This is a genomic window from Burkholderia sp. PAMC 28687, assembly GCF_001577465.1.
Taxonomy (GTDB): Bacteria; Pseudomonadota; Gammaproteobacteria; order Burkholderiales; family Burkholderiaceae; genus Caballeronia.
Window position 1 is genome coordinate 1,281,650 of sequence record NZ_CP014505.1, and the last position, 22,840, is coordinate 1,304,489.

Genomic DNA, 22,840 nt, shown 5'->3' on the forward strand with positions numbered 1-22,840 from the left:
GAATACGCTATGCCGGATCGACTTGATGCGGCTATCGCGCCGTCGAACATGGCGACGCGAAAGGCATACATATCGGCGGAGCGCCCGGGCGGGGCGCGCAAGCTTTCAAAAAAGTCGAAATTTCGGCGATGCGCATGGATATGACTTTTATAGAAACAAGCGCTGCCCAGCAATCATCATGCCCGGAGGGTCACATCGAGCCGGGGGCACGGGTCAGGTTGCGCGTCTAGCGCTTCGTGACTGCGGCAATATCGAACACGGCGCGGACTCCGAATCCGAGCTTTTCATACACGCTGGCTGCGCCGGTGTTTCCGTCTCTCACGTGAAGAAACGCGGTGTCGCCACGCTCGAGGATGGTCTCCGTGATTGCCGCGCTCAGTAGCTGCGCATAGCGCTTGCCTCGATGCTCAGGATGCGTGCATACGCCGCTTACCTCGGTTGCGCCGTCGAGCCGCATCCGCTCCCCAGCCATTGCAATGAGCTTGTCGTCGTCATCGAAAATGCCGAGATACCGGCCTAGTGTGACCGTTCGAGCTTCCATCGGGCCGGGCTGCGCCAGCGCGGCGAGCTCGACCATGGCGTTGCCATCGGCGAGGGTGAGTACGCGCATTGACGGGTGAGCAGCCGCGCGTGCGGGTGCCTTGAAACTCGCCCTCGTGCATGTCATCTGCGCGAAGGTGTAGCGCCAGTCGACAGTCCAGTCTTCGGGCGGCGCGTCCTTGTCGATGGCGAAAACGCCAACCAGCGAACCGGCGCCTACAACTTCGGCCAGTGCGCTCCAGCAAGCCGGATCGGCGGAATTCATGACCGCTGCGATGGGCGATATGGACGGTTCGAAGCGGCGAGCCAATTCATTGCCCGAGCTGACCGAGCGTTGCAAGGTGGTGAGCGCGTTCCACGCCGGATTGTCGAGAGGATGCACTAAGCGAAGCTCCTTTTAAGGTTAGTGGGGGGTGCCGTCTTACCATGAACACCAGGCAGCCCGCAATATTCCCTGCACGGCTAACTGATTACCGATATCTCGGTTGCCAATAGTGCCTTCATTGCCGGTCGTCTGCTGCTTCTGTATGGTGGTCGTCATGCGCAATGCACTGATACGCAGCACAGAAGAGGATACTGAATGACCTTCGAGAACGGCACCCATACCGATACCCCGATCCGCACCGATGTCCTAATTGTCGGTGCCGGTCCCGTTGGACTTTTTGCGGCGTTCGAGGCGGGCGTCGTCGGTTTGTCGTGCCAGATCGTGGACACGCTTGGGCGCATTGGCGGGCAATGCATCGAGCTGTATCCCGACAAACCCATCTACGACATCCCCGCGGTTCCATCATGTACGGCACGCGAACTCGTCGACCGGCTGATGGAACAGTGCCGTCCGTTTGATCCGCCTATCCATCTGAACCAGCGCGTCGAAACAGTCGACCAACGCGACGATGGCCGATGGACCGTGACAACAGGTCAGGGCCTCGTCTTCGATACCGCCGCCATCATGCTCGCGGCCGGCAACGGCGCGTTCGTGCCGCAGCGTCTTGCTCTGCCGGAAGCCACACCGCTGGAAAATGAATTCGTGCATTACAGCGTGCGCGCGCTCGCGGACTTCGCCGATAAAACCGTCGTGGTCGCCGGCGGCGGCGACTCGGCGCTCGACTGGGCGCTGGCCTTGCGCAAGCTTGCGTGGCGCGTGGTGCTGGTGCATCGGCGCAATGGGTTTAGCGCGGTGGCATCGAGCGTCGATCAGATGCGGCGTGCGGTCGATGCCGGCGAGATGGAGTTCATGGTCGGCTCGATCGCCGGGCTGCAGATGCTCGATGACAAGCTCGCGTCCATCGAGATCCGACAGATCGGCGGCGCAGCGCAGATCAATGCCGATCATCTCGTGGTGCTGTACGGCCTCGTTGCAGATCTCGGACCGATCGCGAAGTGGGGTATCGAGATCGCGGGTGGCCGCGTCAATGTCGATACATCGAACTACGAGAGCTCGCGGCCGGGGATTTTTGCGGTAGGGGATATCGCGAACTATCCGAACAAGCAGAAGCTGATTCTCTCGGGGTTTCACGAAGCATCGCTCGCGTTGAGAAAGGCGTACACATACGCGTACCCCGACAAGAAGCGCACCCATGTGCATTCGAGCTACGACGCGGGACTGGCCGAGCGGATCACATCGAGTGCAGCGCATGATGACAACGCGGCATGGCCGCGCATCAGCTGATGTTGAAATGAACGCGAACATCCTGATGGCTTTCGACCGCATGGCCGTCCTGCATCGCGGGGAAGAAACGCCACTTACGCAGTGCGTCCAGCAGTAACGCGTTCAGGCGCGGATTGGACGTCGGTTTCGATAGTTCGACGTCCACGCTTCCGTCCGCATGGACATCGAAACGGGCGATCGCCACAGCTTGATACGCGTCTTCGCGAAGATCATCGGGAAGAGAGGGCATGGGCTGATTGATGACACGCGCGGTGGAGCTTGCGGGGGCTGCGGACTTATCGCTCTCCGGTGCCGGCGGTGACGGCGCGGGTTCCTCGGAATGTGGAGGCGCTTCAGTCTTGTCGATGGCGTGTTCGATCGCCGGCAAGCGTGTCACGCGCGGCTCTCTCGCGTGAATTGGCGCTGGACTCGGCCGTGCATGAAGGGGTTTCGCTGAGGGTTCGTTGTGGGCAGGCGCGGGCTCGAGCACAGCAGGCGGCGTGATTTCGACAAGACGCATCTCCACGGGTGGCGGCTCTTGCACAGGACTTTGCGGCGACGGCTGCGACAATCGGCTCATGACATGAGTCAGCAGGATCATCCACGCAGCGACCGCGATCAGAAGCGCAATGCTCAACCTGAAGCGCGGACCATCGAGCAGAACGTTCAAACGTCGCGTCCAACTATTCACGATGTACAGCGATCAGGAAATGCTCGGCGCCGCCGCGACGTGCGGCGAGCATCGCGTGCACGACGACGCCTTGGGCTGCGGCGTCATCTGCGGCAATCACCACGTTCCGATCAGTTTTAAGGCGTCGCTTTACGCTGGCCTCGACCTGATCCAGTCGAACCGGTTGATGATCTATAAAGATCCCGTTCTTCTGATCGATGCTCATTGTCAGCGGTTGGTTTTCGGCCATGCTCTCGGCCTGTCCCGATGGCAAATTGATCTTCACTGCATCGAGGTGTTGCATTGCCAGGGAAGCGAGCATGAAGTTGGCGAGCAGGAAAAACATCACGTCGATCATCGGAATGATTTCGATGCGGCCGCGCTTCGATGCTCGTGATCGCCGAAGTTTCATGGAACATCGCTCGCGTTTGCTACTGTATTTTCAGCCCCGAGGCGTAGTTCACTGAGGCGCTCGTTGGCATGAACCTCGAGGTCATCCATCAACCGCTCGAGGCGTCGCGAAAAGTAGTTGAATGCGAAGAGCGCGAACAACGCAACGATCAACCCGATCGCCGTCGCCACCAGCGACTGCGCGACACCGCCAGTCACTGCGCCGGGATTCACGAGTCCGCTGCCTCCAAAGAGCTGGAAGGAATGCATCATTCCCACGATGGTTCCGAGCAACCCCAGCAATGGCGCAGCGGTGACGATCGTCTCGAGCAGCCAGAAACCCCGACTCATGTCGCGCTCGATGCGCGTTGCCAGAGACTGCGCCCGCGTTTCGTGCAGCCATAACGGCGTGCCGGGTTGAGTGACGAACATCGCGTCGAGGCGCCTGAAGGCGTGAAAGCGCGCAAAGACATAAGCGCGGTCTATGGTTATCGCCATTGCCAGCACCGCAAGCAGCGTCAGCGGATAGACGACCCATCCGCCTACTCGCACGGCAGCAAGCATTCCTCCCCAATCCTGCATGATCGAAGCCCTTAGCTAGTTATCCGGTCCATCAGAAATTTTTCGTCACGCCTGCGTACAGCGCGAGGTGCGGACCGTACTGTGGCGCACCTACGCCAATGCCGGATCCATCGCGCAACTCGTACACGCGATTGAACGCATTGATGAGCAGCAGCCGCCCGTCGAACTTGCCGATCAGCGGCTCCTTGAAGTCGAAGTGATGAATCACGCCGAGGTTGATCTGCGTGTACACCGGCAGGCGATCTGTGTTCGCAAAGCCGCTGCGCAGCCCGCTGCCGACAATGCCATCGAACGTGAAGGTGGTGGTGCCCAACTGATAGGCGCCCCCAAACGATGCTGTCACACGCTGGTCGTGATCGAGGAACACATAGTGGCTGCTGATGAACGCGAGCTCGTCCGGGCCGAAGTTGAACTGCGCCGAGTCGATGTCCTTTCCCTGAGCGCGGCTGAACGCGACGTTCAAGTACGCGGAGACGTTGCCCTGTTTGTAGTTGCTGGTGAACTCGACACCGTACACGCGGCCGTATTGATAGTTGAATGGCGTGAAGATCAGGGCGGTTCCGAACTGCCCTTCATCGAGCAGGTTCTTCGATTTCTTGTAGTACGCATCCACACCGACGGTGATCGCAGACGTCAGCCGTTGCGTGACGCCGAGGTCGAAATAATGGCTGCGTTCCGGCTGCACGGGGTCATTTTGCGTCGATGTCTGCGCAGTCGTTCCGGCGAATCGCGCGATGTCTTCGCCAGAGACAAGTTCAAATGCGGGCGGCGTGAAGTATCGCGAATAACCGGCATGTACGATCGTCGATGGCGTCAACGCATACACAAGCCCGACGCGCGGACTGAGCTGGCTTGCGCTCACGTACTCATCCATCTTGTCGTATCGGAGGCCGTAGTTGACCGTGAGTTTATCGGTGACTTTCCATTCGTCCTGGACGTAGGCGCTGTACAGATACCCCGTCTTGCTGCTTGAATCCGGTATGTTGAACGGTTGATCGGAGAGCGGGTTGCCGTCCTGATCGGCGGGGAAAACGCTCAGGTCATTGTTGAACACCGCGTGTTCCTGTTGAAACGATATACCCGCGCGCAACGTATGTTTTGCGTTGAGCCGGTAGGTGGTGTCGGCTTGCACGCCGTTCGCGCTGTCGCTGTGAAAATCGCTTGCGGCCACGCCGTTGAAGAGCATATCGCCTACAGGGTCGGGATTGAACTGCGTTCGGGAATAGCGGGTGAAGAGCGCGACCTGATAGTCCAGCGCGCCGCCGTTGGTGCCCTGCAGCGCGACCACCGCGAACTGGTTGAGTTCGGACTGGGTTTCGTTGAGCTTGCTCGAGTCGAACGAGTTGTTGCCGTTCAAGATGAAATTGGTGGGCAAACCCGCCGTGTTCGGAATGTCGAACTGATTGCTCGTCGTGCCGAACATCAGGCTTACGCGCGTGAGCGGGTTGATGATGTACGACATGAGGCCGAAGGCATCGCCCTGACGCGTATGGTCGTGAATGGCGTTCGCGCTCGACGTCGGATTTTCTATCCCCAGGTTGTTCTCGCCCACGGAGCCGCTGAAGTAATAGCTGAACGGCCCCTTGCTGCCGAATACATCGGCGCTGGTCTTGATGGTCTGATGGCTGCCACCAAAGACATCGATGGAACCACCGTTGCCCTGGTCCCCGGATTTCGTATGGATATCGACAATGCCGGCCGTCCGGTCGCCATATTGCGCGGGCAAGGCGCCGGTCAGCAGATTCAACTGATCGATGATGCGCGTATCGAGCGATTGCCCGAAACCGCTGATTGGTTCCGGAATGATCACGCCGTTGATACGGTATTGCAGGTTCGCGTGGTCTCCCCGCACGTGCAACTGTCCGTACGAATCGCTGGCGACGCCCGGCGCCTGCAACAGCACCTGATTGAGCGCGGTGTCCTGGCCAGCGGGGAGGGTGTCGATGTCTGTCTGGCTGAAACGATAAACGCTGCTTCCTGTCTCCGGCAGCAGCCCGTTTCGTGCGCGGTCGAGCCGTTTGGCATTGACTTGTACATCGAGTGCGTCGCTCTTTGAAATCGATATGGATACCGAAGTATTTCCGTCACTGCTTGTGGTGGCGATGGTGCTTCCGCTCGCATATCCCGGCGCGGCCGCGACGACTGCATAGGTACCCGAAGTCACGTTGTGCACGACAAAATGTCCGCTCGTGTCTGTGCTGGCTGTCCCGGCGGTCGCGCCGCTTGCGTTCTGCAATACGACATTTGCATTCGCAACAGGTTTGCCCGTGCTGTCAATCACAGAGCCGGATACGGTGGCGTCCAGACCGGCTGCATAGGCGTGCCCCACTGCTATCTGGGCAAACAGCAATAACGCCGCATGGGCAAAGAGCGTGCGATTTTTCATCGATTATTTTTTTGGTAAGTGTTGGCGGGGAGCGCGACGAGTCAGGTGGATGAGCTTGGGCAGGGAAATCGATTTGTCGAAAAGGATGTCAGTGATGTAATGTTATAACATCCAACACTATTGATGCGAGAAATTTGATGACGAAATTGATGGGAAAGCTTCCGGTAACTGTTTTGTCGGGTTTTCTTGGCACTGGCAAAACCATGCTTCTGAACCACATCCTCAACAACCGCGAAAGTCGGCGGGTCGCGGTGATCGTCAATGACATGAGCGACGTCAACATCGATGCCGCGCTGATTCGTGAAGGCGGCGCGCAGCTTGCCCGAACCGATGAAAAGCTCGTGGAGATGAGCAACGGCTGCATTTGCTGCACGTTGCGCGAGGACCTCTTGCTTGAAGTGAACCGGCTCGCAAAGGAGGGGCGCTTTGACTATCTTGTGATCGAATCAACCGGCGTGTCGGAGCCATTGCCGGTCGCGGAAACGTTCACGTTCGCCGATGAAGAAGGACAGAGCCTCGCCAATGTCGCGCGGCTCGACACCATGGTCACCGTGGTGGACGCGTTGAATTTCCTGAAGGACTACGGATCAGCCGACAGCTTGCAGTCGCGTGGCGAATCGATGGGCGAAGAAGATTCGCGCACAGTCGTGGACTTGTTGGTCGAGCAGGTCGAGTTCTGCGATGTCATCGTACTGAACAAGATCGACCTTGTCAGCGATGAAGATCGCACCCGGCTCATGACGATCCTTCGCGGCCTGAACCCGCGTGCGAAGATCGAGATGGCCGAGTTCGGCAAGCTGAGTCTGGACAAGGTGCTCGACACCCGGCTATTCGATTTTGATGAGGCTTCCAAAGCGCCGGGCTGGCTCACGGCGTTACGCGGCGAACATCGATCCGAAGCCGACGAATATGGCATCACGAACTTTGTGTATCGGGCGCGCCGGCCGTTTCATCCTGAGCGGTTCTGGGATTTCATCGAAAGCGAATGGCCGGGCGTGGTGCGGTCCAAAGGGTTCTTCTGGCTTGCGAGCAGGCCTGCCTATGTCGGTTCGTGGTCGCAAGCCGGCGGTGTATGCCGTCACGGCGCGAAGGGGTTGTGGTGGGCCGCGGTGCCGAAATCTTACTGGCCGCAAGACCCCGAGTCGCTGCAATCAATCGAGGAGGACTGGGACCCGCAGGTCGGCGATGCACGGCAAGAGCTGGTGCTGATTGGCATCGATATGGATGAAGCGGCGTTGCGTGCTCGGCTGTACGCGTGTCTTCTCACCGATGTGGAAATGTCGCAGGGACCTGAAGCCTGGCACAGGTTCAAGGATCCGTTTCCAGCGTGGCAACACGAAGCAGAGCTTGCGCACTAAGCGGCCATGATAGTCACCCGCCGCACGAAGCGAGCTCGGCCACTTGCAGCACCTCGCCGTTCGTTCCACGTTCAACGAATGCAACGACGCCGAAGCGCATGGCATCCGACGCGTAATCGCCGGATAGTTGCGCGCGTCCTTCGGTCAATCGAATGGGTCCGATCCATTGGCGCACCACGCGGTCGTGATGCAGTGTCGCGCCGTTGTTTTCTCCGCCGTTGACTGCGCTGACGAGCTGGTTTTCATACACGGCCGCGTAGGCGACGGCATCGTCCGGGAGGTTCTTGCGCGCTGTGAACGATGCGTTGAACGCAATATGGCCGGGCGCTGACGGATGGCCGTCGATGTGGATATCGGCGAGCGGCGTTTCGCTGTTCAACTGTTTTATACGCGATTCGAAACTCGCGTCGCTCGACCAGTCGCGCAACTCTTTTCCGCCGACGAAAATCTCCGGCGTGTACACGACATGTCCACTGCCAGCCGATGTCAGTTGCTGTTGGCGCGTGGTGAATGCCGCTTGTGCAAACCGGTCTTTCCACGCCCGGTTATCCCAGTAGTCCACGTGCAGGGCGAGCGGCACGATGGTATCGGTCCGGCGTGCGTGATCGAGTGCGCCAAGCCAGTTGTCGGCGGGCGGGCAACTATTGCAGCCTTCGCTTGTGTAGAGTTCTACGAGCGCCGCGCGGTGAGCGGGACTCGACGCACTGCACGTATTACCCGATGCAGCGTTGGCGCTCGCGGCGCAGAGTGAGATGCAAATAGCAAAGAGGGCGGAAGCAGACGAAGGGCGCATTGCGGACTCCAGACATGGGGCGGATGAAATCTAATTCGACCGGGACATGAAACGGGTTACATCAATGCAAGAATACTTGCTGCAGTCACCGCAGCGCCCATTCAAGGTGCGGGTCGTCGACTAGCCTGATCGATTCGGCAGCGCGTGGCTGCCACCTCGGCCGCTACCAGCGCAACACACGCGGTCCCAGAATCCCGCCGACAATCGTTGGCGCCATCATCCCAAGCACGTACCACACGCCCCAGAACGGCACGGTCATCTCCACGCAATAAAGTGTGTAGACAAGGACGGCCTGAGCGCCGCTGAGCAGACCTGCCGCAGCGCCCGCCAAAACCGGCCGGGTTGGCGCAAGCCCTTTCATGGCCCAGAACACAGCAACAAAAGTCGGCGCTGACAAGATCGCGATGTTGATCGTGCAGACTTGCCACGTGCTGCCAAGCACGAGTTGAAGCCGAAGCGCCGGCGGTGCGGCAATGATCACGATCAACGCCGCCATCCAGATAAGCACGAGTGGAATGGCAAGCGCGATCCATCCGAACGCCGTATCCGCACCGGGGCGTGAAAGTCGGGTCGCGATGAAAAGCGACGCACCAGCGACCACAAGAGGAAACGCAACTTTCAGCCAGAATAGAGGCGTGGTCAGCATTTGCGGCATGTCGCCGCGCACGCCGTAGAGGGCAACCATCAAGCAGGCAGCGCCGCTCAGGCCTAAAAACAGTGCCGTTGCGAAACGTCGCGCGATCACACGAGGGTGGGTCGGGGCGATGCCAGTGGCAAGCATCGATACAAACTCGCTGGTCTTCATGGCCACTCCGCAGACAGGAACCGATAGTGCGTCGATCCCGAGGCCGCAGAACAGGACGCATGACTTCTATTCGGTTTGATCTGCAGGAAGGTTACGCTTGCGTGCGAATTTTTATGAGGCGGCGATTGCGCCTCATTAGCCGAGCTGGCTGCCCCGTCAAGCTTATTACCAGCGCAGGAAACGCGGACCGAGCAACGCGCCGATCAGCGTAGCTAGCGTCATGCCAAGCAAGTACCAGACAGCCCAGAAGGCTACGCTCATCTCGGGACAATGCAGGCAGTACGCCATGGTCGCGATAGTTCCCGCCAGCATGCCGCCCGCGGCACCCGCGAGTCGCAACCGCGTGGGTGCAAGTCCGCGAATCGCCCAGAACACGGCGACAAAAGCCGGCACCGAAAGCAACACGATATTGAACGGGCATGAGCGCCACGTCGTGCCCATTACAAGTGGTATGCGGGCATCGGGGGAAGCCAGGCACAGGACCGCGACCGCAGCGCTCCACACTACAAGGATCGGCACGGCGGGCATTGCCCAGAATGCGCCGATGCTCGTCCCCGGGCGCGACAGGCGCGCCGCCAGGAACAGCGCGCACGCGGCAAGTGTTGCGGGAAATGCGAAGCGCGCCCAGAAGAGCGGTGTGCGCGATACAACAGCGAGGTCGTGTCGCAAGCCGTAGACGGCCAGCATGAGCACGAACGAACCCATGCCGCCCAGCAGCAACGCGCGCACGAAGCGGCGTCGCGACAGGCCGGTATCGACGGGCGTGACCCCTGTCGAGAGAAGCGAAATCAGGTCGTCGGTTTTCATGCGGTGCCTCGAATTTTTGCTGCCAGCGCTTTCAATCCTCGGTGAATGCCCACTTTGACCGCCGACTCCGACATGCCCGTCAGCGTGGCTGTCTCGGTCACGGAAAGACCCTCCAGCTTCACATGCACGATCGGCAACCGGTGACGGTCCGGCAACTGCTCGAGCAACTTGCCGATATCGCGTTTCGCGTCGGCGGGCTCTTCGTCTGAAATTGCGAAGATATCGAGCGTCTCGTCGAGCGGATCATTCAGCGCTTCGCGCCGTGATCTCGCCCGAAAGAAATCCATCAGCTTGTAACGCGCAATGGCGTGCACCCACGCCGTCAGCGGTTCGTCCGGACGATATGTATGGCGGCTGTTGTGCACCGCCAGCAGGATTTCCTGCACGATGTCTTCAATGTCGTCCTGAAGATAATGGATACGTTTCCTCAGGAAACCGCGCAGGTGTCCCGTCAGGTCGTCCAGAAACGCACGATACGCAACCGCGTCGCCATCCAGGCCGCGTACGAAGAGCGACTTCAGCCGCTCTTCGACACCCGACACGCCATTACCTTGTGTTATTCGCTTCATCGCGGCATTGGGTTACAGCGCGCTCCAAATAAAAAAGCGGCAGGGCGTCTGGTGACCTGCCGAACGCGAAACGTGCGGATTGTGCCGCAACGTTTTGCTGCTGTCGACGTCGGCGCGCAACGCCGGCGTCGAAAGCGGGGCGAGATCAGCGAGCGGCGTCCGGATAATTTGATGGGAAGAGGGCACGGCGTGCTTGTTCGTCAAGTTCGCGCTTGAAAGTCAGGTCGCGGCCGACGGCGCGTGCGCGGGCGACAGCCGGCCGGGCGCTGATGGAATCGAAGAAACGGCGCAGATTCGGGAAGGCAGCCAGCGGCTCCACGTCGCCCGGCAGAACCCGTGGCGCGCGTTCGAGCCAGCCCCAGGCAGACATGTCGGCGATCGAATAATCCTGGCCGACGATATATTCGCGCTGCGCCAGATGTTCGTCGAGCACGCGGTAATGACGTTCGATCTCCCGTCTGTAGCGGTTGATCGCATATGGCAGTTTTTCCGGCGCGGCATGCTGGAAATGCACTGCCTGACCCGAAAACGGCCCAAGGCCCGAACTGATGAAGAACAGCCATGAGAGGAGTTCGGGCCGGTCTGCCGCTGTGCCGGCAAAGCGCTGGGTCTTCTCGGCGAGGTATAGCAGGATCGCGCTGGAATCGAATACGCGCGCTTCGCGGCCGCCGGGGCCGTCCGTATCCACGATCGCCGGGACCTTGCCATTCGGGTTGACGCTCAGAAACGCGGGCAGATGCTGTTCGCCTTTGCTGGTATCGATGGGGATGACCTCGTACGCCAGTCCCGATTCTTCGAGAAACAGTGCGACTTTTGCCGGGTTCGGCGTGGGGTGAAAGTAGAAGCGGATCATGGCGTCCTGGAATTGAAGAGCGATAAGCGGGGCCGCAATGGCCGGCCGTCTGTGTTTAGCGTGTTCGATTCAGGGTATCCGATGAAATCCGGGATGGCAATCGTGTCCCGTGAGAGCGATTTACGCCTGCATGTTTGCTTACGTCCTCGCCTGAGTCGCACTGCCGGCAATAAAGATATTCCGTTGTAACCCGCCATCGGTTTCTGACGAACTAACTTGCAGACACACGTTTGTCTGTGAATGAAAGCTTTCGCAGAAACAATTTTTCGAGCGGTGTAACCGCTTATGCAGCCCCGGCGAATTAGTAAGCATTGGGCTGATCGGCAAGGTCAGCATTCCGATACCGGCACAGGATCTCTTATGAACACGACACATGCAGCACGCGGTATCAAGGGTCCTGCGAGAGTCATCCAGCCCGCATGGGTGCGCACCACGCACTGGCTCAACGCGCTTGCGGTGATCCTGATGATGCTGTCGGGATGGAGGATCTACGACGCATCACCAGTATTCAAGGGCTTCATGATCCCGCCGGGCATAACGTTGGGCGGCTGGCTCGGCGGCGCGCTGCAATGGCATTTCGCGGCAATGTGGCTGCTGGTGTTCAACGGTTTGTTCTACCTCGCAATGAACCTCGCCACGGGGCGCATCAGAACGAAGTTTTTCCCGCTGTCGCTGCGCACGATCTTTCATGACCTGATCGAAGCACTCAAGGGTCACCTCTCGCATGCCGATCCGGGCAAGTACAACGCGGTACAGAAATTCGCTTACCTGTTCGTGATGATCGATATTGCAGTGCTGGTCCTGTCGGGTCTGGCCATCTGGAAGTCGGTGCAACTTCCTCTGCTGCGCGACCTGATGGGCGGATATGACTTCGCGCGCGTCGTCCACTTTTGCGCCATGTCGCTGCTGGCGGCGTTCATCGTGGTGCATCTGGTGATGGTCTCGCTCGTGCCGCGCTCGCTCCTCACCATGATTCGCGGCCGATGAATCAACCACCGATCCCAAGCGAAGCCTCTGGAAAATCGATCATGAAACCCGTCAAACCAAACCGCATGACTGTAGACCGTGAGTCGCTGATCATCGACGTGAAGCGTGAACTCGACATGCCTTCGCGGCGTCTTTTTGGCAAACGCATCGTCACGCTTGGCGGCCTCGCGATGCTGACCGGTTGCAGCATCTCCGACGACAAGTCCGTCGAGACCTTCCTATCCCGCGTCTCGCGTCTGAACGATACCGTGCAAGGCTGGCTCTTCGATCCTAACCGCCTCGCGCCCACCTATACAGAAGCGCAAATCACACGGCCGTTTCCGTTCAATGCGTTCTACGGCGTTGACGACGTTCCTGAAGTCGATGGTGCCAACTTTCGCTTGAAAGTAAGCGGTCTCGTTCAGGACAAGAAGACCTGGACCTTGCCTGAACTTTACGCGTTGCCGAAGGCCGAGCAGATCACACGCCACATCTGCGTGGAAGGCTGGAGCGCGATAGGGCGCTGGGGCGGAACGCCGTTCTCCGAGTTCCTCAAGCGCGTAGGCGCCGATCCATCTGCGAAATACGTGGGCTTCAAATGCGCGGATGACTACTACGAGAGCATCGACATGCCGACGGCATTGCACTCGCAGACGCTCCTTACGTTCACGTATGACGGCAAGCTTCTGCCGCCCAAATATGGCTATCCGATGAAACTCAGGATGCCTACCAAACTCGGCTACAAGAATCCCAAACACATCATGGAGATTTTCGTCACCAACACGTTCCCTGGCGGTTATTGGGTTGATCAGGGCTACAACTGGTTCGGAGGTTCCTGACTGCACGCATGCACCTTGCATTGCGGCGTCAGGTACTTCGATTCACCCCGGCTCGGCCGGCTACTGTTACTTGAGAAGAGGTCCATATGAAACTGTTTATCACGGCAGCACTCGCAGCAACACTCGCATTGAGCGGCTCCATGGCGTTTGCCCAGGCAAGCGATGCAATGGCCCACGATTCAATGGCGAAGGATTCGATGTCCAAGGATTCCATGTCGAAGGACTCGATGTCCAAGGATTCCATGTCGAAAGACTCCATGAAGAAGGGCGACAAGATGAAAAAGCACGATGCAATGGGCATGGGACATCCGGCATCCGGGGCCATGGCTCAGTAATTGCCCGGCGTTTCGAAAGCGATTCAACGCATGCGTGAAATCGCTTTCGATAGAAGTTCTCTTCCCGCAAGCCCAGATCCCGGCTCCCCGCAGAGTCGCAACAGCGGATTTTTGGCGAGGTTTAATCTGTGCTGGTGTTGACCAATACGGTCAACCACGGGCGCAAGCTGTGACACCGAGTGTGGTGTGTCTGCACATTCGCCCCCAAATCATTCATTTTGATAAACAATAACGGCACCGCACGTCTTCGTGAGCTTCGAACCAATACCGCCGATGCCCGATCACCGTTTGCTTATAATCACTCCCGCCACACATGGCGTCGCCATCGACCTGGTCTACGCCACAGACCGCAATCTCACCGGCAAGCCGATCTACAAGGCGGCGCACTGCCTGCTGCTGAGCCCCGCTGAAGCGGCGTTGAGAAAGGCTGTCGAGCTTGCCGGAAACATTGGCATGACGCTCAAGATCTTCGATGCCTACCGGCCTCCGCAAGCGCAGCAAGTGCTCTGGGACTTCCTGCCCGACCCCACCTATATCGCTGACCTGAAGCGCGGCTCGAACCACAGCCGCGGGACGGCGGTCGACCTCACGCTTGTCGGCGCCAACGGGCACGAACTCGACATGGGTACGGGTTTCGACGAAATGTCGGTTGCATCCGAACACTTTCACGCTGGCTTGCCCGAGCATGTGCAGCGCAACCGCACGCTTTTGCTAGGCGTCATGCACGGCGCGGGTTTCATGCATATTCCAAGCGAGTGGTGGCATTACGAATTGCCCGGCTCGCGTGAACTTCCGGTCATCGACAATGCGGACAGCGGCCCTTTGCGTCTGATGTAAGGGCGCGCCAAGTACAGCGATCAACTTTCACGGAGCGAGTATGAAACGTGTTTTGCGCAACGCGCTGGCAGCCATCGCGGTGGCATCGACCTTGACGGTGACCATGGGCGGCTTGAGTTCGGCATATGCGGCCACGCCCAAGGACATGCTGGTGATGGCGACCTTGCTCGACGAATTCACCACGTTGGATCCGGGCGAGATCTACGAACTGGTGCCGCAGGAATATGTGGCGAACACGTACGACCGCCTGATTCGTGTCGATCTTAAAGACCCGGCGCGCTTCAACGGCGATGTTGCGCAATCATGGGCCGTGAGTCCCGACGGCCTGACGTTCACGTTCAAGATCCGGTCCGGCCTCAAGTTCCACTCGGGCAACCCGCTCACCGCCGACGACGTCGCGTGGTCGATCCAGCGCACCGCGTTGCTCGACAAGGGCGCCGCGGCGGTGCTCGCGGGCATTGGACTCACGAAGGCGAACGCGCTGCAGAACGTGAAGAAGATCGACGATACAACCGTCTCTGTCACGACCGACCAGAAGTACGCGCCGACCTTCGTGCTCAACGTGCTGGGATCGTGGCCGGCATCGGTGCTCGACAGAAAGCTGCTCGAATCGCACGCGAAGGGCAACGATTTCGGCAACGAATGGCTGAAGACGAATGAAGCGGGGTCGGGTGCCTACAAGCTCGTGAAATGGACCGCGAACGACAGCATCGTGTTGCAGCGTTTCGATGGTTATCGCGTGCCGCTTGCCATGAAGCGCATCGTGATGCGGCATGTGCCCGAGGCATCCAGTCAGCGTCTGATGATCGAAAATGGCGATATCGACATAGCGCGTGACCTGAGTTCAGATGACCTCGCCACGCTTACGAAGAAGGGCGCGATTCACGTGACATCCGTGCCGCAAGCTACGCTGATGTATCTCGGGCTGAACAACAAGAACCCGAATCTTGCGAAGCCGGAGGTGCAGGAAGCAATGAAATGGCTCATCGATTACAACGGCATCCAGCAGAACATCGTGCGCACGACGTACAAGGTTCACGAGACGTTTCTTCCCGAAGGTTTCCTCGGCGCCCTGAATACAAATCCATACCACCAGGATGTCCCGAAGGCGAAAGCGCTGCTCGCAAAGGCTGGTCTGCCGAACGGTTTTGCCGTCAAGATGGATGTGCGCAACGACTCGCCTTATGGCGAAATAGCGCAAGCGGTGCAAGCCAACCTGGCGCTGGCCGGTATCAAAGTAGAGCTCATTTCCAGCGATAACAAGCAGACGCTCGGCAAATATCGCGCGCGCCAGCATGACATATACATTGGCGAATGGTCGGCCGATTACATCGATCCGCACAGCAACGCGCAAGGCTTCGCATGGAATCCGGACAACTCCGACAACTCCAGCTTCAAGATGCTCGCGTGGCGCAATTCGTGGGACATTCCGCAATTGACGAAAGAGACGCAGGCGGCGCTCGAGGAATCATCGACGGCAAAACGCGCGCAACGTTATGAGGTTATGCAAAAGGAAGTGCTCGCCAAGTCGCCATTCGTGATCATGTTCCAGAAGGTCTCGCAGGTCGCGGCGCGGCCGGGGGTGACGGGACTGGAAGTCGGGCCGATCTTCGATCTTGTTTCCTACCGTGACTTGAAGAAGCAGTAAGCGTGGATCTGCAACTAACAGTCTCCCAACGTGCACGCCGCGCGCTTGCAAATCATGCAGGCGTGCGCCGGGGATGGCTGTTCGTACGCTGGCTGTTGATGCTGGTTGTCACGTTCATCGGCTTGCTCGGGGTGACGTTTTTCATCGGGCGGAAGATCCCGATCGATCCGTTGCTCGCCATGCTCGGCGAGCGCGCATCGCCTCAGGCTTACGCGGCGGCGCGGCTCTCGCTCGGGCTCGACAAGCCCCTGATCGTGCAGTTCGCAATCTACGTTCGCGATGTGCTGCATGGCAATCTCGGCATGTCGCTGCTGACGTCGAATCCGGTTGTCGACGACATCAAACGCGTTTTTCCAGTCACGCTTGAACTCGCCACCCTGTCCACCTTCATGGGCATCGTGATCGGTGTGCCGCTCGGCGTCGTGGCGGCAGTGCGGCATAACCGCTGGATCGATCATGTGGCGCGATTCATCGGGTTGGCGGGGAGTTCACTGCCTGTGTTCTGGCTCGCGCTGATGGGCCTGCTTTTGTTCTATGCCAAGCTGCATTGGGTCTCGGGACCGGGTCGTATTGATCCGCTTTACGACGGCATGGTCGATACACATACCGGAAGTTTGCTGATCGATTCCATCATTGCCGGCGAGTGGGACGTGCTGAAGAATGCGCTCTCGCATATCGTCCTGCCTGCCGGCATTCTTGCGTTCTATTCCATCGCTTACCTGAGCCGCATGACGCGCTCGTTCATGCTCGAACAGTTGAGCCAGGAATACATTGTCACGGCGCGGGCAATGGGGCTGAGCGAACGGCGCGTGATCTGGCGTCATGCATTTGGCAATATCGCGGTGCCGCTCCTGACGGTGATCGCGCTCGCTTATAGCTACCTGCTCGAAGGCTCGGTGCTGACCGAGATCGTGTTTGCGTGGCCGGGTATCGGTTCGTATCTCACGGGCGCGCTCCTCAACGCCGATATGAACGCCGTGCTCGGCAGCACGCTTGTGATTGGCGCAACGTTCATCACGCTCAACTTGCTGACGGACGCACTGTACAAAATATTCGATCCTCGCGCCCGATGACTGCCAAAGGTTCATGACGTGCTTCCATCCAGTGATTCCACTCGAATGACGAAACCGCGCAAGGAATGGCAGGCGTGGCTCTTGACGGACACGCCCGCGTCCCGCAGGCAAGCCGCGCTCGGATTGGCATACAGGCGATGGACACGGTTCGCGAGCAACCCACTGAGCGTGTTCGGCCTTGCAATTTTGCTCTTGCTGATCCTGTTCGCTGCAATCGGTCCGTGTCTTCCGCTGCACGATCCTTTGCGTCAGGTACTGGGTGATCGCTTGCTGCCGCCGGGTTCGCCTTCGCATTGGTTCGGCACCGATCAACTTGGGCGCGACATTCTCGCGCGCCTTGTGATCGGATCGCGACTGACGTTGAGCATCGCTATTCTGGTGGTCGTGCTGGTCGTGCCCGTCGGTTTGCTGATCGGCACGGCGGCAGGCTTTTGCGGCGGTTTCGTCGATACCATTCTCATGCGTCTCACCGACATCGCGCTCGCGTTTCCGAAGATCGTGCTGGCGCTCGCGTTTGCCGCAGCGCTCGGACCGGGCGTGATCAACGCGGTCATCGCAATATCGATCACTGCATGGCCGCCGTACGCGCGTCTTGCTCGTGCCGAAACGCTTCGGCTCGTCCAGGCCGACTTCATCCATGTCGCGCGCCTGCAAGGGGCGTCGTCCATGCGGATCTTGTTACGTTATATCGTGCCGATGTGCTCGTCGTCCGTGATCGTGCGTGCAACGCTCGACATGGCGGGCGTCATCTTGACCGTCGCGGGGCTCGGTTTCCTCGGGCTCGGCGCGCAGCCGCCCAGTCCGGAATGGGGCTTCATGGTTGCGTCGGGGCGCGGCGTGCTGCTGGACGCCTGGTGGGTCGCGACCATCCCGGGCATCGCCATCTTGTTGGTGAGCCTTGCTTTCAACCTGCTCGGCGATGGCCTGCGCGACGTCTTCGATCCCCGTCAAGGAGGCTGACATGCACGCTGATACCCTCTGCGAAATCGATAACCTGCGCATTGCGTTCGCAGCCCACGACGGCACGCTGACCGAAGCCGTGCGAGGCATTTCACTTACGCTGGCAAAGGGCGAACGCCTTGGTATCGTCGGTGAATCGGGATCGGGAAAGTCGCTGACAGGACGCGCGCTGCTCGGACTTCTGCCAACATCTGCACGATGGTCGGCCGATGCCATGCGCCTCGACAATCACAACCTGCTTGCCTTGAGCGCCAAAGACCGGCGCCGTCTGTGCGGCACGCAGATGAGCATGATCCTGCAGGACCCGAAGTATTCGCTCAATCCCGTGATGACCGTCGCGCAGCAAATGCGCGAGGCATTCGGGCGGCAATCGCCGAGGCTTAGTGGGAAGGCAATGCGCAAGCGCATTGTCGAAGCGCTTGCTGCCGTGCATATCCGCGATCCGGAGCGGGTTGCCGACGCTTATCCGCACGAGCTCTCAGGCGGCATGGGCCAGCGCGTGATGATCGCGATGATGGTCTCGTCGGGGCCCAAACTGCTTATCGCCGATGAACCCACCAGCGCGCTCGACGTCCTGGTTTCCATGCAAGTGCTCTCGGTGCTCGACGAAATGATCGCGAAGCACGACACCGGTCTGATCTTCATCAGCCACGACTTGCCGCTCGTGATGTCGTTCTGCGACCGCGTGATGGTGATGGTCGGCGGCCGCGTGGTCGAGACGTGCGCGGCGCGTGATCTCGCGAACGCGCAGCATCCGTACACGCGTGCTTTGCTTGCAGCGAGCCCACCGCTGCGCAACCCGCCGGACCAGTTGCCGGTATTGCAACGCGACGCTGCATGGTTCGCCGAGGCCGCGCGATGATCGATGCAAACGCGGTACAGGTACGCTTCAAAACCAAAACCGGTTTCGCCGATGCCGTGCGCGCAGCGACCTTTCACGTGAACGAAGGCGAAGTCTTCGGACTTGTGGGCGAATCGGGCTCGGGCAAGTCGACAGTGCTTCGCGCGCTGACCGGACTCGTGCCCATTGCAGGCGGTTCGATGCGGATCGGCCGGCACGTCCTCGGTGAGCGCGTCGACCGCACGTTCAGGCGCGAAGTGCAGATGGTGTTTCAAGACCCGTACGGCTCGCTTTATCCGCGCTTCACGGTCGACCAGACATTGCGCGAACCGCTGTCGATCAACGGCATGGATCGCCAGGACGAACGCATCCTGGATGCGTTGCGCGAGGTTGGTCTCGGCCCGGCATTTCGCTTCCGGTACGCGCATCAATTGTCGGGCGGGCAGCGTCAGCGCGTTGCAATCGCACGCGCGTTGATTGTGGAGCCGCGCGTGCTGCTCCTCGATGAACCTACGTCCGCGCTCGATGTATCGGTGCAGGCGGAAATCCTGAATCTGCTGCGGCGGCTGCATCGCGAACGCAATCTCACGATGATCCTCGTCAGTCACAACATGGCGGTGGTTGGATTTTTATGCCAGCGGGTGGCGGTGATGCGCGATGGCGATATCGTCGAGCAGCTTTCGGTTGAAGCGGTGCGCGAGCAAACCGTGGCGCATGAGTACACACGAAGCCTGTTGCTCGCAACGCAAGGTTATACGCGAAGAACGGAAGATTCAGCCCGTTCCGGAGCGCCTGATAGAATAAGAGAGTAGCTGGTGGCATCCCCGAAGCGTGTGACGCCGGAATCGCCTGCGCGGCTATGCACGCGGCCGGCTTTTCCCCGCTACCGCGAAGCGTAACCCTCAAAACGTGACAGTCTGGCTCGATCCGCTTTATCGAACATGTTTAAGAATGACATTCGACAAGCCGGTCGCCGACACCCAAAACGCCGATGAAACTGCTAGATGCCCTGGTCGAACAGCGAATTTCGGCCGCAGCCGCGCGCGGTGAGTTCGATAATCTGCCTGGCGCGGGCGAGCCCCTCGAGTTCGACGACGACGCCCTGGTTCCCGAAGAAGTGCGTGTTGCCAACCGCATTATGAAAAACGCCGGTTTCGTGCCTCCTGCTGTCGAGCATCTGCGCGCGTTGCGTGATCTGCAAAACGAAACAGGCGTTGCGGAAGATCCGGCAACACGTCTCAAGCTGCAAGCCAAGATGCTCGCGCTCGACATGGCCCTTGAATCGCTGCGCGGCAACTGCACGGTGGTGCCGCTCGAGTATCGGCGGCGCATTGCGGAGCGTCTGTCCGAGCGCTGGTCGGAGCAGGAAAAGACCGCAGACGTTGCCACGCACGATCAGGCCGGGCAGAAGTGACAGCCGTTTCCGAGCCTGCATCCCCGGACGAGCGCGACCGCCGGTTCATGGCGCTTGCCCAGGCCGCCGCCGAAAAAGCGCGTGCGCTGGGCGAAGTGCCTGTGGGTGCGGTGCTGGTACGTGGCGACGAAGTCATCTCGACCGGTTTCAATCATCCTATTGGCGCCCACGATCCATCGGCGCATGCCGAAATGGCTGCGTTGCGCGCCGCTTCCATCGCACTCGAAAACTACCGCTTGCCCGGTTGCGAGCTGTACGTCACGCTCGAACCCTGCATCATGTGCGCCGGCGCAATCATGCATGCACGCATTGCGCGCGTGGTGTTCGGCGCGCACGATCCCAAGACCGGCGCGTGCGGCAGTGTTGTGGATGCATTTGCCATCGGCAACCTGAACCATCACACGACCGTTACCGGCGGTGTGCTCGGCGTCGAATGCGCCAACGCGCTGCGCAGTTTCTTCGCCGAACGCCGGCGCGAAACCAAGGCGGCACGCGATGCCCGCAACGCCGCCACGCCTGATCCCGCCGATCCACTTTTACCTCGCCCATGACCCTTCGCGCACGCACCATCGATCTCGTTGCACCTTCTGGTTATCCTGCTCTGGAGCCGGTTGAACGCGCGATCGCGCGTCTGCAGGAGCAGGGACATACGCTCGAGAATGCGTCGTCCGCGTGGCGCCGGTACCAACGGTTTGGCGGTACGGATAGCGAGCGCGCAGCGGATATCAACCGGCTTGCCGATCCGTCGCGGCCTTTGCCTGAAATCGTGCTGGCAGTGCGAGGTGGTTACGGTGCGTCGCGCATACTTCATGGTCTCGACTACGACGGTTTGCAACGCCGCTTGCGTGATCAGCCCGTGGTGATGGTCGGCCATAGCGACTTTACGGCCCTCCAGCTTGCGTTGTTCGCCCGCGCCGGCATCAAGACTTTCGGCGGGCCGATGCTCACCGCCGATTTTGGTGCCGAAGAGCTGAGCGCATTCACGATGGATCACTTCTGGGAAGCGATCACGAAGCCATCTTTCACGGTGACGAGTGACTTCCACCAAGCGCAATCCGCCGATGTCACCGGCATGCTCTGGGGCGGCAATCTCGCGATGATCGCTTCGTTGATCGGCACACCGTACATGCCACCTGTCGAGGGCGGGATCCTGTTTCTCGAAGACGTCAACGAGCATCCGTTTCGCGTTGAACGAATGATTTATCAGCTTCATTTGTCCGGGATTCTTGCGCGGCAGCAAGCCGTCGTACTGGGTCAGTTCACGAGCGCCAAACTCTCGGAATACGACAACGGATACACGTTCGAGACGATGGTCGAGCAGGTTCGATCGCTGGTCGCGATTCCGGTCGTGACCGGGTTGCAGTTCGGACACGTGCCGGATTTGCTGACCTTGCCGTTTGGCGCGACTGCGCATCTGGTCGCGAGACCAAGTGGTTTCAGTATGAAGCTTTCGGATTACCCGCATTTGTCCTGACTACGTTCGAAAGTCAGCCGAAAAGCGCCCCGTCGGGCGCTTTTTTCATTTGAACGCACTGGATTTGGGCAAATTTGCACGGGTTTTGTGCCCAATATTGTTGACAATATGGGGGCGCACGGAGTGAGGGATTTACCTGATAAGGCCTCCCAAGTCTTTACCTGCAGGCCTCTGGACTGCTTTTGAGTATCGTGACCTCCCGCAGGCGATCGAATTTCACGAGAAATTGTTGACAGTTTTTATGTCCGTCATAAGATGCAACACATACAGGCGAACGCGCTCATGTCCGAAGACAAAATGAAAGCTTTATCGAAGGTAAGCGTCATTGGTAATGCGGTTCCGGCTGCCGCGGCTACGGCCGAATCGATCGCGGCAAACATCCGTGATGCGATCCTCGAACATCGTCTCGCGCCTGCGGCCAAGCTGACAGAAGCGCAGTTGTGCGAAGTATTCGATGTAAAGCGCGGTACGGTGCGCCAGGCGCTGGCGCAACTCGCGAGCGAGCGTCTGGTCGATCTCGAGCCGAACCGGGGCGCATTTGTCGCGAGTCCGTCGGTGCAAGAGGTCCATGAAGTGTTCGAGATGCGGCGCATCGTCGAGATAGCCGTGGTCGAGCGCATTTGCAGCGGACACGGCACGCGCAGGCTGAAGTCGATCAGCGCGACGATCGGACGTGAACGCAAAGCATATGAAAGCCGCGATTTTTCATCGTGGATAAGGTTGTCGGGCGAGTTTCACAAGGAGCTCGCGCAGCTTACCGGCAACACTGTCTTGTGCGAATGCCTGTCGGGGCTGGTGGCGCGCTCCACGCTGATATCGGCGTTGTATGAGTCGCTTGGCCGGAGCTCCTGCAGTTTTGAGGATCATGAGGAAATCCTGGCCGCACTCGACGCCGGCGACGCGCCCAAAGCCGCCGAACTGATGGCGCGTCACTTGCAGGACGTGGAAATGAAAATGCTCGACCGGCCCGCTCGCGGCGCAGTCGATCTGCATGAAGTCTTCGCCAAACCGAAGTCCGCCGAGCGCGAAAAAAGCGCTTGAACGAAGTGTGT

At 59.5% G+C, this 22,840-nt stretch carries 25 protein-coding genes; 15 read left to right on the top strand and 10 right to left on the bottom strand.

All coding sequences use genetic code 11. The features are described from left to right. Positions 1-226: 226 nt before the first annotated feature. Positions 227-922 (bottom strand): GNAT family N-acetyltransferase, encoded by a 696-nt coding sequence (locus tag AX768_RS05885; RefSeq protein ID WP_061999174.1) that lies wholly within the window; start codon positions 920-922, stop codon positions 227-229. A 198-nt stretch (positions 923-1,120) separates the two neighbouring features. On the opposite strand from AX768_RS05885, the gene AX768_RS05890 reads away from it, so the two are divergent. After that, a complete protein-coding gene (locus AX768_RS05890) occupies positions 1,121-2,209 on the top strand; it encodes an NAD(P)/FAD-dependent oxidoreductase (RefSeq protein WP_061999175.1) in 1,089 nt (362 codons plus the stop codon). On the opposite strand, the gene AX768_RS05895 is transcribed toward AX768_RS05890, so the two are convergent. From AX768_RS05895 to AX768_RS05910, 4 genes are read right to left on the bottom strand one after another with little or no spacing between them, the layout of a single operon-like run. Further along, a complete protein-coding gene (locus AX768_RS05895) occupies positions 2,202-2,858 on the bottom strand; it encodes an energy transducer TonB (RefSeq protein WP_061999176.1) in 657 nt (218 codons plus the stop codon). The two genes, AX768_RS05890 and AX768_RS05895, sit on opposite strands and share 8 nt — an antisense overlap. A 13-nt stretch (positions 2,859-2,871) precedes the next feature. Continuing rightward, positions 2,872-3,270, bottom strand: coding sequence for an ExbD/TolR family protein (locus AX768_RS05900; RefSeq protein ID WP_061999177.1), 399 nt, complete (start codon positions 3,268-3,270; stop codon positions 2,872-2,874). Further along, positions 3,267-3,830, bottom strand: a complete 564-nt coding sequence (locus AX768_RS05905) for a MotA/TolQ/ExbB proton channel family protein (protein WP_061999178.1) — start codon at positions 3,828-3,830, stop codon at positions 3,267-3,269. The genes AX768_RS05900 and AX768_RS05905 overlap by 4 nt, the downstream gene beginning before the upstream one ends. 31 nt (positions 3,831-3,861) lie before the next feature. After that, positions 3,862-6,216 carry a TonB-dependent receptor gene (locus AX768_RS05910; protein WP_061999179.1) on the bottom strand — a complete coding sequence of 785 codons (2,355 nt, stop codon included), beginning with the start codon at positions 6,214-6,216 and terminating at the stop codon, positions 3,862-3,864. Between the two features lie 137 nt (positions 6,217-6,353). Between AX768_RS05910 and zigA the strand changes: the two genes are divergently transcribed. Continuing rightward, a complete protein-coding gene (gene zigA / locus AX768_RS05915) occupies positions 6,354-7,574 on the top strand; it encodes a zinc metallochaperone GTPase ZigA (protein WP_061999180.1) in 1,221 nt (406 codons plus the stop codon). Positions 7,575-7,587: 13 nt separating this feature from the next. On the opposite strand, the gene AX768_RS05920 is transcribed toward zigA, so the two are convergent. The 5 genes from AX768_RS05920 to AX768_RS05940 all read right to left on the bottom strand — a co-directional run bounded on the left by AX768_RS05920 (position 7,588) and on the right by AX768_RS05940 (position 11,401). Further along, positions 7,588-8,367, bottom strand: coding sequence for a DUF1223 domain-containing protein (locus AX768_RS05920; RefSeq protein ID WP_061999181.1), 780 nt, complete (start codon positions 8,365-8,367; stop codon positions 7,588-7,590). A gap of 163 nt (positions 8,368-8,530) precedes the next feature. After that, positions 8,531-9,172, bottom strand: coding sequence for a DUF1109 domain-containing protein (locus tag AX768_RS05925; protein WP_061999182.1), 642 nt, complete (start codon positions 9,170-9,172; stop codon positions 8,531-8,533). A 165-nt stretch (positions 9,173-9,337) separates the two neighbouring features. Continuing rightward, positions 9,338-9,979, bottom strand: coding sequence for a DUF1109 domain-containing protein (locus AX768_RS05930; RefSeq protein ID WP_061999183.1), 642 nt, complete (start codon positions 9,977-9,979; stop codon positions 9,338-9,340). Continuing rightward, complete coding sequence (locus tag AX768_RS05935; RefSeq protein ID WP_061999184.1) at positions 9,976-10,548, bottom strand: sigma-70 family RNA polymerase sigma factor; 573 nt, start codon at positions 10,546-10,548, stop codon at positions 9,976-9,978. The genes AX768_RS05930 and AX768_RS05935 overlap by 4 nt, the downstream gene beginning before the upstream one ends. Positions 10,549-10,693: 145 nt before the next feature. Then, a complete protein-coding gene (locus AX768_RS05940) occupies positions 10,694-11,401 on the bottom strand; it encodes a glutathione S-transferase family protein (RefSeq protein ID WP_061999185.1) in 708 nt (235 codons plus the stop codon). Positions 11,402-11,761: 360 nt separating this feature from the next. Between AX768_RS05940 and AX768_RS05945 the strand changes: the two genes are divergently transcribed. The 13 genes from AX768_RS05945 to AX768_RS06005 all read left to right on the top strand — a co-directional run bounded on the left by AX768_RS05945 (position 11,762) and on the right by AX768_RS06005 (position 22,829). After that, a complete protein-coding gene (locus AX768_RS05945; protein ID WP_061999186.1) occupies positions 11,762-12,388 on the top strand; it encodes a cytochrome b/b6 domain-containing protein in 627 nt (208 codons plus the stop codon). A 41-nt stretch (positions 12,389-12,429) separates the two neighbouring features. Next, positions 12,430-13,206 (top strand): molybdopterin-dependent oxidoreductase, encoded by a 777-nt coding sequence (locus AX768_RS05950; protein ID WP_082778756.1) that lies wholly within the window; start codon positions 12,430-12,432, stop codon positions 13,204-13,206. Between the two features lie 86 nt (positions 13,207-13,292). Further along, a complete protein-coding gene (locus AX768_RS05955) occupies positions 13,293-13,541 on the top strand; it encodes a pentapeptide MXKDX repeat protein (protein ID WP_061999188.1) in 249 nt (82 codons plus the stop codon). A gap of 273 nt (positions 13,542-13,814) precedes the next feature. Further along, the gene (ddpX, locus tag AX768_RS05960; protein WP_061999189.1) at positions 13,815-14,378 is read left to right on the top strand and encodes a D-alanyl-D-alanine dipeptidase; all 564 of its coding nucleotides are present in this window, start codon (positions 13,815-13,817) and stop codon (positions 14,376-14,378) included. Positions 14,379-14,418: 40 nt separating this feature from the next. Beyond that, the gene (locus AX768_RS05965) at positions 14,419-16,026 is read left to right on the top strand and encodes an ABC transporter substrate-binding protein (RefSeq protein ID WP_061999190.1); all 1,608 of its coding nucleotides are present in this window, start codon (positions 14,419-14,421) and stop codon (positions 16,024-16,026) included. A gap of 98 nt (positions 16,027-16,124) precedes the next feature. Next, positions 16,125-17,099: an ABC transporter permease gene (locus AX768_RS05970; RefSeq protein ID WP_082771466.1), complete on the top strand. Its 975-nt coding sequence runs from the start codon at positions 16,125-16,127 to the stop codon at positions 17,097-17,099. A gap of 45 nt (positions 17,100-17,144) precedes the next feature. Next, positions 17,145-18,059, top strand: a complete 915-nt coding sequence (locus AX768_RS05975; protein ID WP_061999191.1) for an ABC transporter permease — start codon at positions 17,145-17,147, stop codon at positions 18,057-18,059. Between the two features lies 1 nt (position 18,060). Beyond that, the gene (locus tag AX768_RS05980; RefSeq protein WP_061999192.1) at positions 18,061-18,921 is read left to right on the top strand and encodes an ABC transporter ATP-binding protein; all 861 of its coding nucleotides are present in this window, start codon (positions 18,061-18,063) and stop codon (positions 18,919-18,921) included. Further along, the gene (locus AX768_RS05985) at positions 18,918-19,712 is read left to right on the top strand and encodes an ABC transporter ATP-binding protein (RefSeq protein ID WP_061999193.1); all 795 of its coding nucleotides are present in this window, start codon (positions 18,918-18,920) and stop codon (positions 19,710-19,712) included. The genes AX768_RS05980 and AX768_RS05985 overlap by 4 nt, the downstream gene beginning before the upstream one ends. A gap of 179 nt (positions 19,713-19,891) precedes the next feature. Then, positions 19,892-20,314 carry a DnaJ family domain-containing protein gene (locus AX768_RS05990; RefSeq protein WP_061999194.1) on the top strand — a complete coding sequence of 141 codons (423 nt, stop codon included), beginning with the start codon at positions 19,892-19,894 and terminating at the stop codon, positions 20,312-20,314. Then, on the top strand, positions 20,311-20,865 hold the full coding sequence (gene tadA, locus AX768_RS05995; RefSeq protein WP_231941330.1) for a tRNA adenosine(34) deaminase TadA: 555 nt from the start codon (positions 20,311-20,313) through the stop codon (positions 20,863-20,865). The genes AX768_RS05990 and tadA overlap by 4 nt, the downstream gene beginning before the upstream one ends. Then, positions 20,862-21,788 (top strand): muramoyltetrapeptide carboxypeptidase, encoded by a 927-nt coding sequence (gene ldcA / locus AX768_RS06000; RefSeq protein ID WP_061999196.1) that lies wholly within the window; start codon positions 20,862-20,864, stop codon positions 21,786-21,788. The genes tadA and ldcA overlap by 4 nt, the downstream gene beginning before the upstream one ends. A gap of 282 nt (positions 21,789-22,070) precedes the next feature. Next, on the top strand, positions 22,071-22,829 hold the full coding sequence (locus AX768_RS06005; RefSeq protein ID WP_082778866.1) for a GntR family transcriptional regulator: 759 nt from the start codon (positions 22,071-22,073) through the stop codon (positions 22,827-22,829). The last annotated feature ends 11 nt before the right edge of the window (positions 22,830-22,840 follow it).

What these genes read in the sequence shown, in the direction of transcription:
- AX768_RS05940 (WP_061999185.1), bottom strand. Translation starts at nt 11,401, where the DNA reads ATGATCCGCTTCTACTTTCACCCCACGCCGAACCCGGCAAAAGTCGCA.
- AX768_RS05975 (WP_061999191.1), top strand. Translation starts at nt 17,145, where the DNA reads ATGACGAAACCGCGCAAGGAATGGCAGGCGTGGCTCTTGACGGACACG.
- AX768_RS05890 (WP_061999175.1), top strand. Translation starts at nt 1,121, where the DNA reads ATGACCTTCGAGAACGGCACCCATACCGATACCCCGATCCGCACCGAT.
- AX768_RS05950 (WP_082778756.1), top strand. Translation starts at nt 12,430, where the DNA reads ATGAAACCCGTCAAACCAAACCGCATGACTGTAGACCGTGAGTCGCTG.
- AX768_RS05980 (WP_061999192.1), top strand. Translation starts at nt 18,061, where the DNA reads ATGCACGCTGATACCCTCTGCGAAATCGATAACCTGCGCATTGCGTTC.
- AX768_RS05945 (WP_061999186.1), top strand. Translation starts at nt 11,762, where the DNA reads ATGAACACGACACATGCAGCACGCGGTATCAAGGGTCCTGCGAGAGTC.
- AX768_RS05935 (WP_061999184.1), bottom strand. Translation starts at nt 10,548, where the DNA reads ATGAAGCGAATAACACAAGGTAATGGCGTGTCGGGTGTCGAAGAGCGG.
- AX768_RS05900 (WP_061999177.1), bottom strand. Translation starts at nt 3,270, where the DNA reads ATGAAACTTCGGCGATCACGAGCATCGAAGCGCGGCCGCATCGAAATC.
- AX768_RS05985 (WP_061999193.1), top strand. Translation starts at nt 18,918, where the DNA reads ATGATCGATGCAAACGCGGTACAGGTACGCTTCAAAACCAAAACCGGT.
- AX768_RS05970 (WP_082771466.1), top strand. Translation starts at nt 16,125, where the DNA reads ATGCTGGTTGTCACGTTCATCGGCTTGCTCGGGGTGACGTTTTTCATC.
- AX768_RS05990 (WP_061999194.1), top strand. Translation starts at nt 19,892, where the DNA reads ATGAAACTGCTAGATGCCCTGGTCGAACAGCGAATTTCGGCCGCAGCC.
- AX768_RS05925 (WP_061999182.1), bottom strand. Translation starts at nt 9,172, where the DNA reads ATGAAGACCAGCGAGTTTGTATCGATGCTTGCCACTGGCATCGCCCCG.
- AX768_RS05910 (WP_061999179.1), bottom strand. Translation starts at nt 6,216, where the DNA reads ATGAAAAATCGCACGCTCTTTGCCCATGCGGCGTTATTGCTGTTTGCC.
- ddpX (WP_061999189.1), top strand. Translation starts at nt 13,815, where the DNA reads ATGCCCGATCACCGTTTGCTTATAATCACTCCCGCCACACATGGCGTC.
- zigA (WP_061999180.1), top strand. Translation starts at nt 6,354, where the DNA reads ATGACGAAATTGATGGGAAAGCTTCCGGTAACTGTTTTGTCGGGTTTT.
- AX768_RS05965 (WP_061999190.1), top strand. Translation starts at nt 14,419, where the DNA reads ATGAAACGTGTTTTGCGCAACGCGCTGGCAGCCATCGCGGTGGCATCG.
- AX768_RS05920 (WP_061999181.1), bottom strand. Translation starts at nt 8,367, where the DNA reads ATGCGCCCTTCGTCTGCTTCCGCCCTCTTTGCTATTTGCATCTCACTC.
- AX768_RS05930 (WP_061999183.1), bottom strand. Translation starts at nt 9,979, where the DNA reads ATGAAAACCGACGACCTGATTTCGCTTCTCTCGACAGGGGTCACGCCC.
- ldcA (WP_061999196.1), top strand. Translation starts at nt 20,862, where the DNA reads ATGACCCTTCGCGCACGCACCATCGATCTCGTTGCACCTTCTGGTTAT.
- AX768_RS05905 (WP_061999178.1), bottom strand. Translation starts at nt 3,830, where the DNA reads ATGCAGGATTGGGGAGGAATGCTTGCTGCCGTGCGAGTAGGCGGATGG.
- AX768_RS06005 (WP_082778866.1), top strand. Translation starts at nt 22,071, where the DNA reads ATGTCCGAAGACAAAATGAAAGCTTTATCGAAGGTAAGCGTCATTGGT.
- AX768_RS05955 (WP_061999188.1), top strand. Translation starts at nt 13,293, where the DNA reads ATGAAACTGTTTATCACGGCAGCACTCGCAGCAACACTCGCATTGAGC.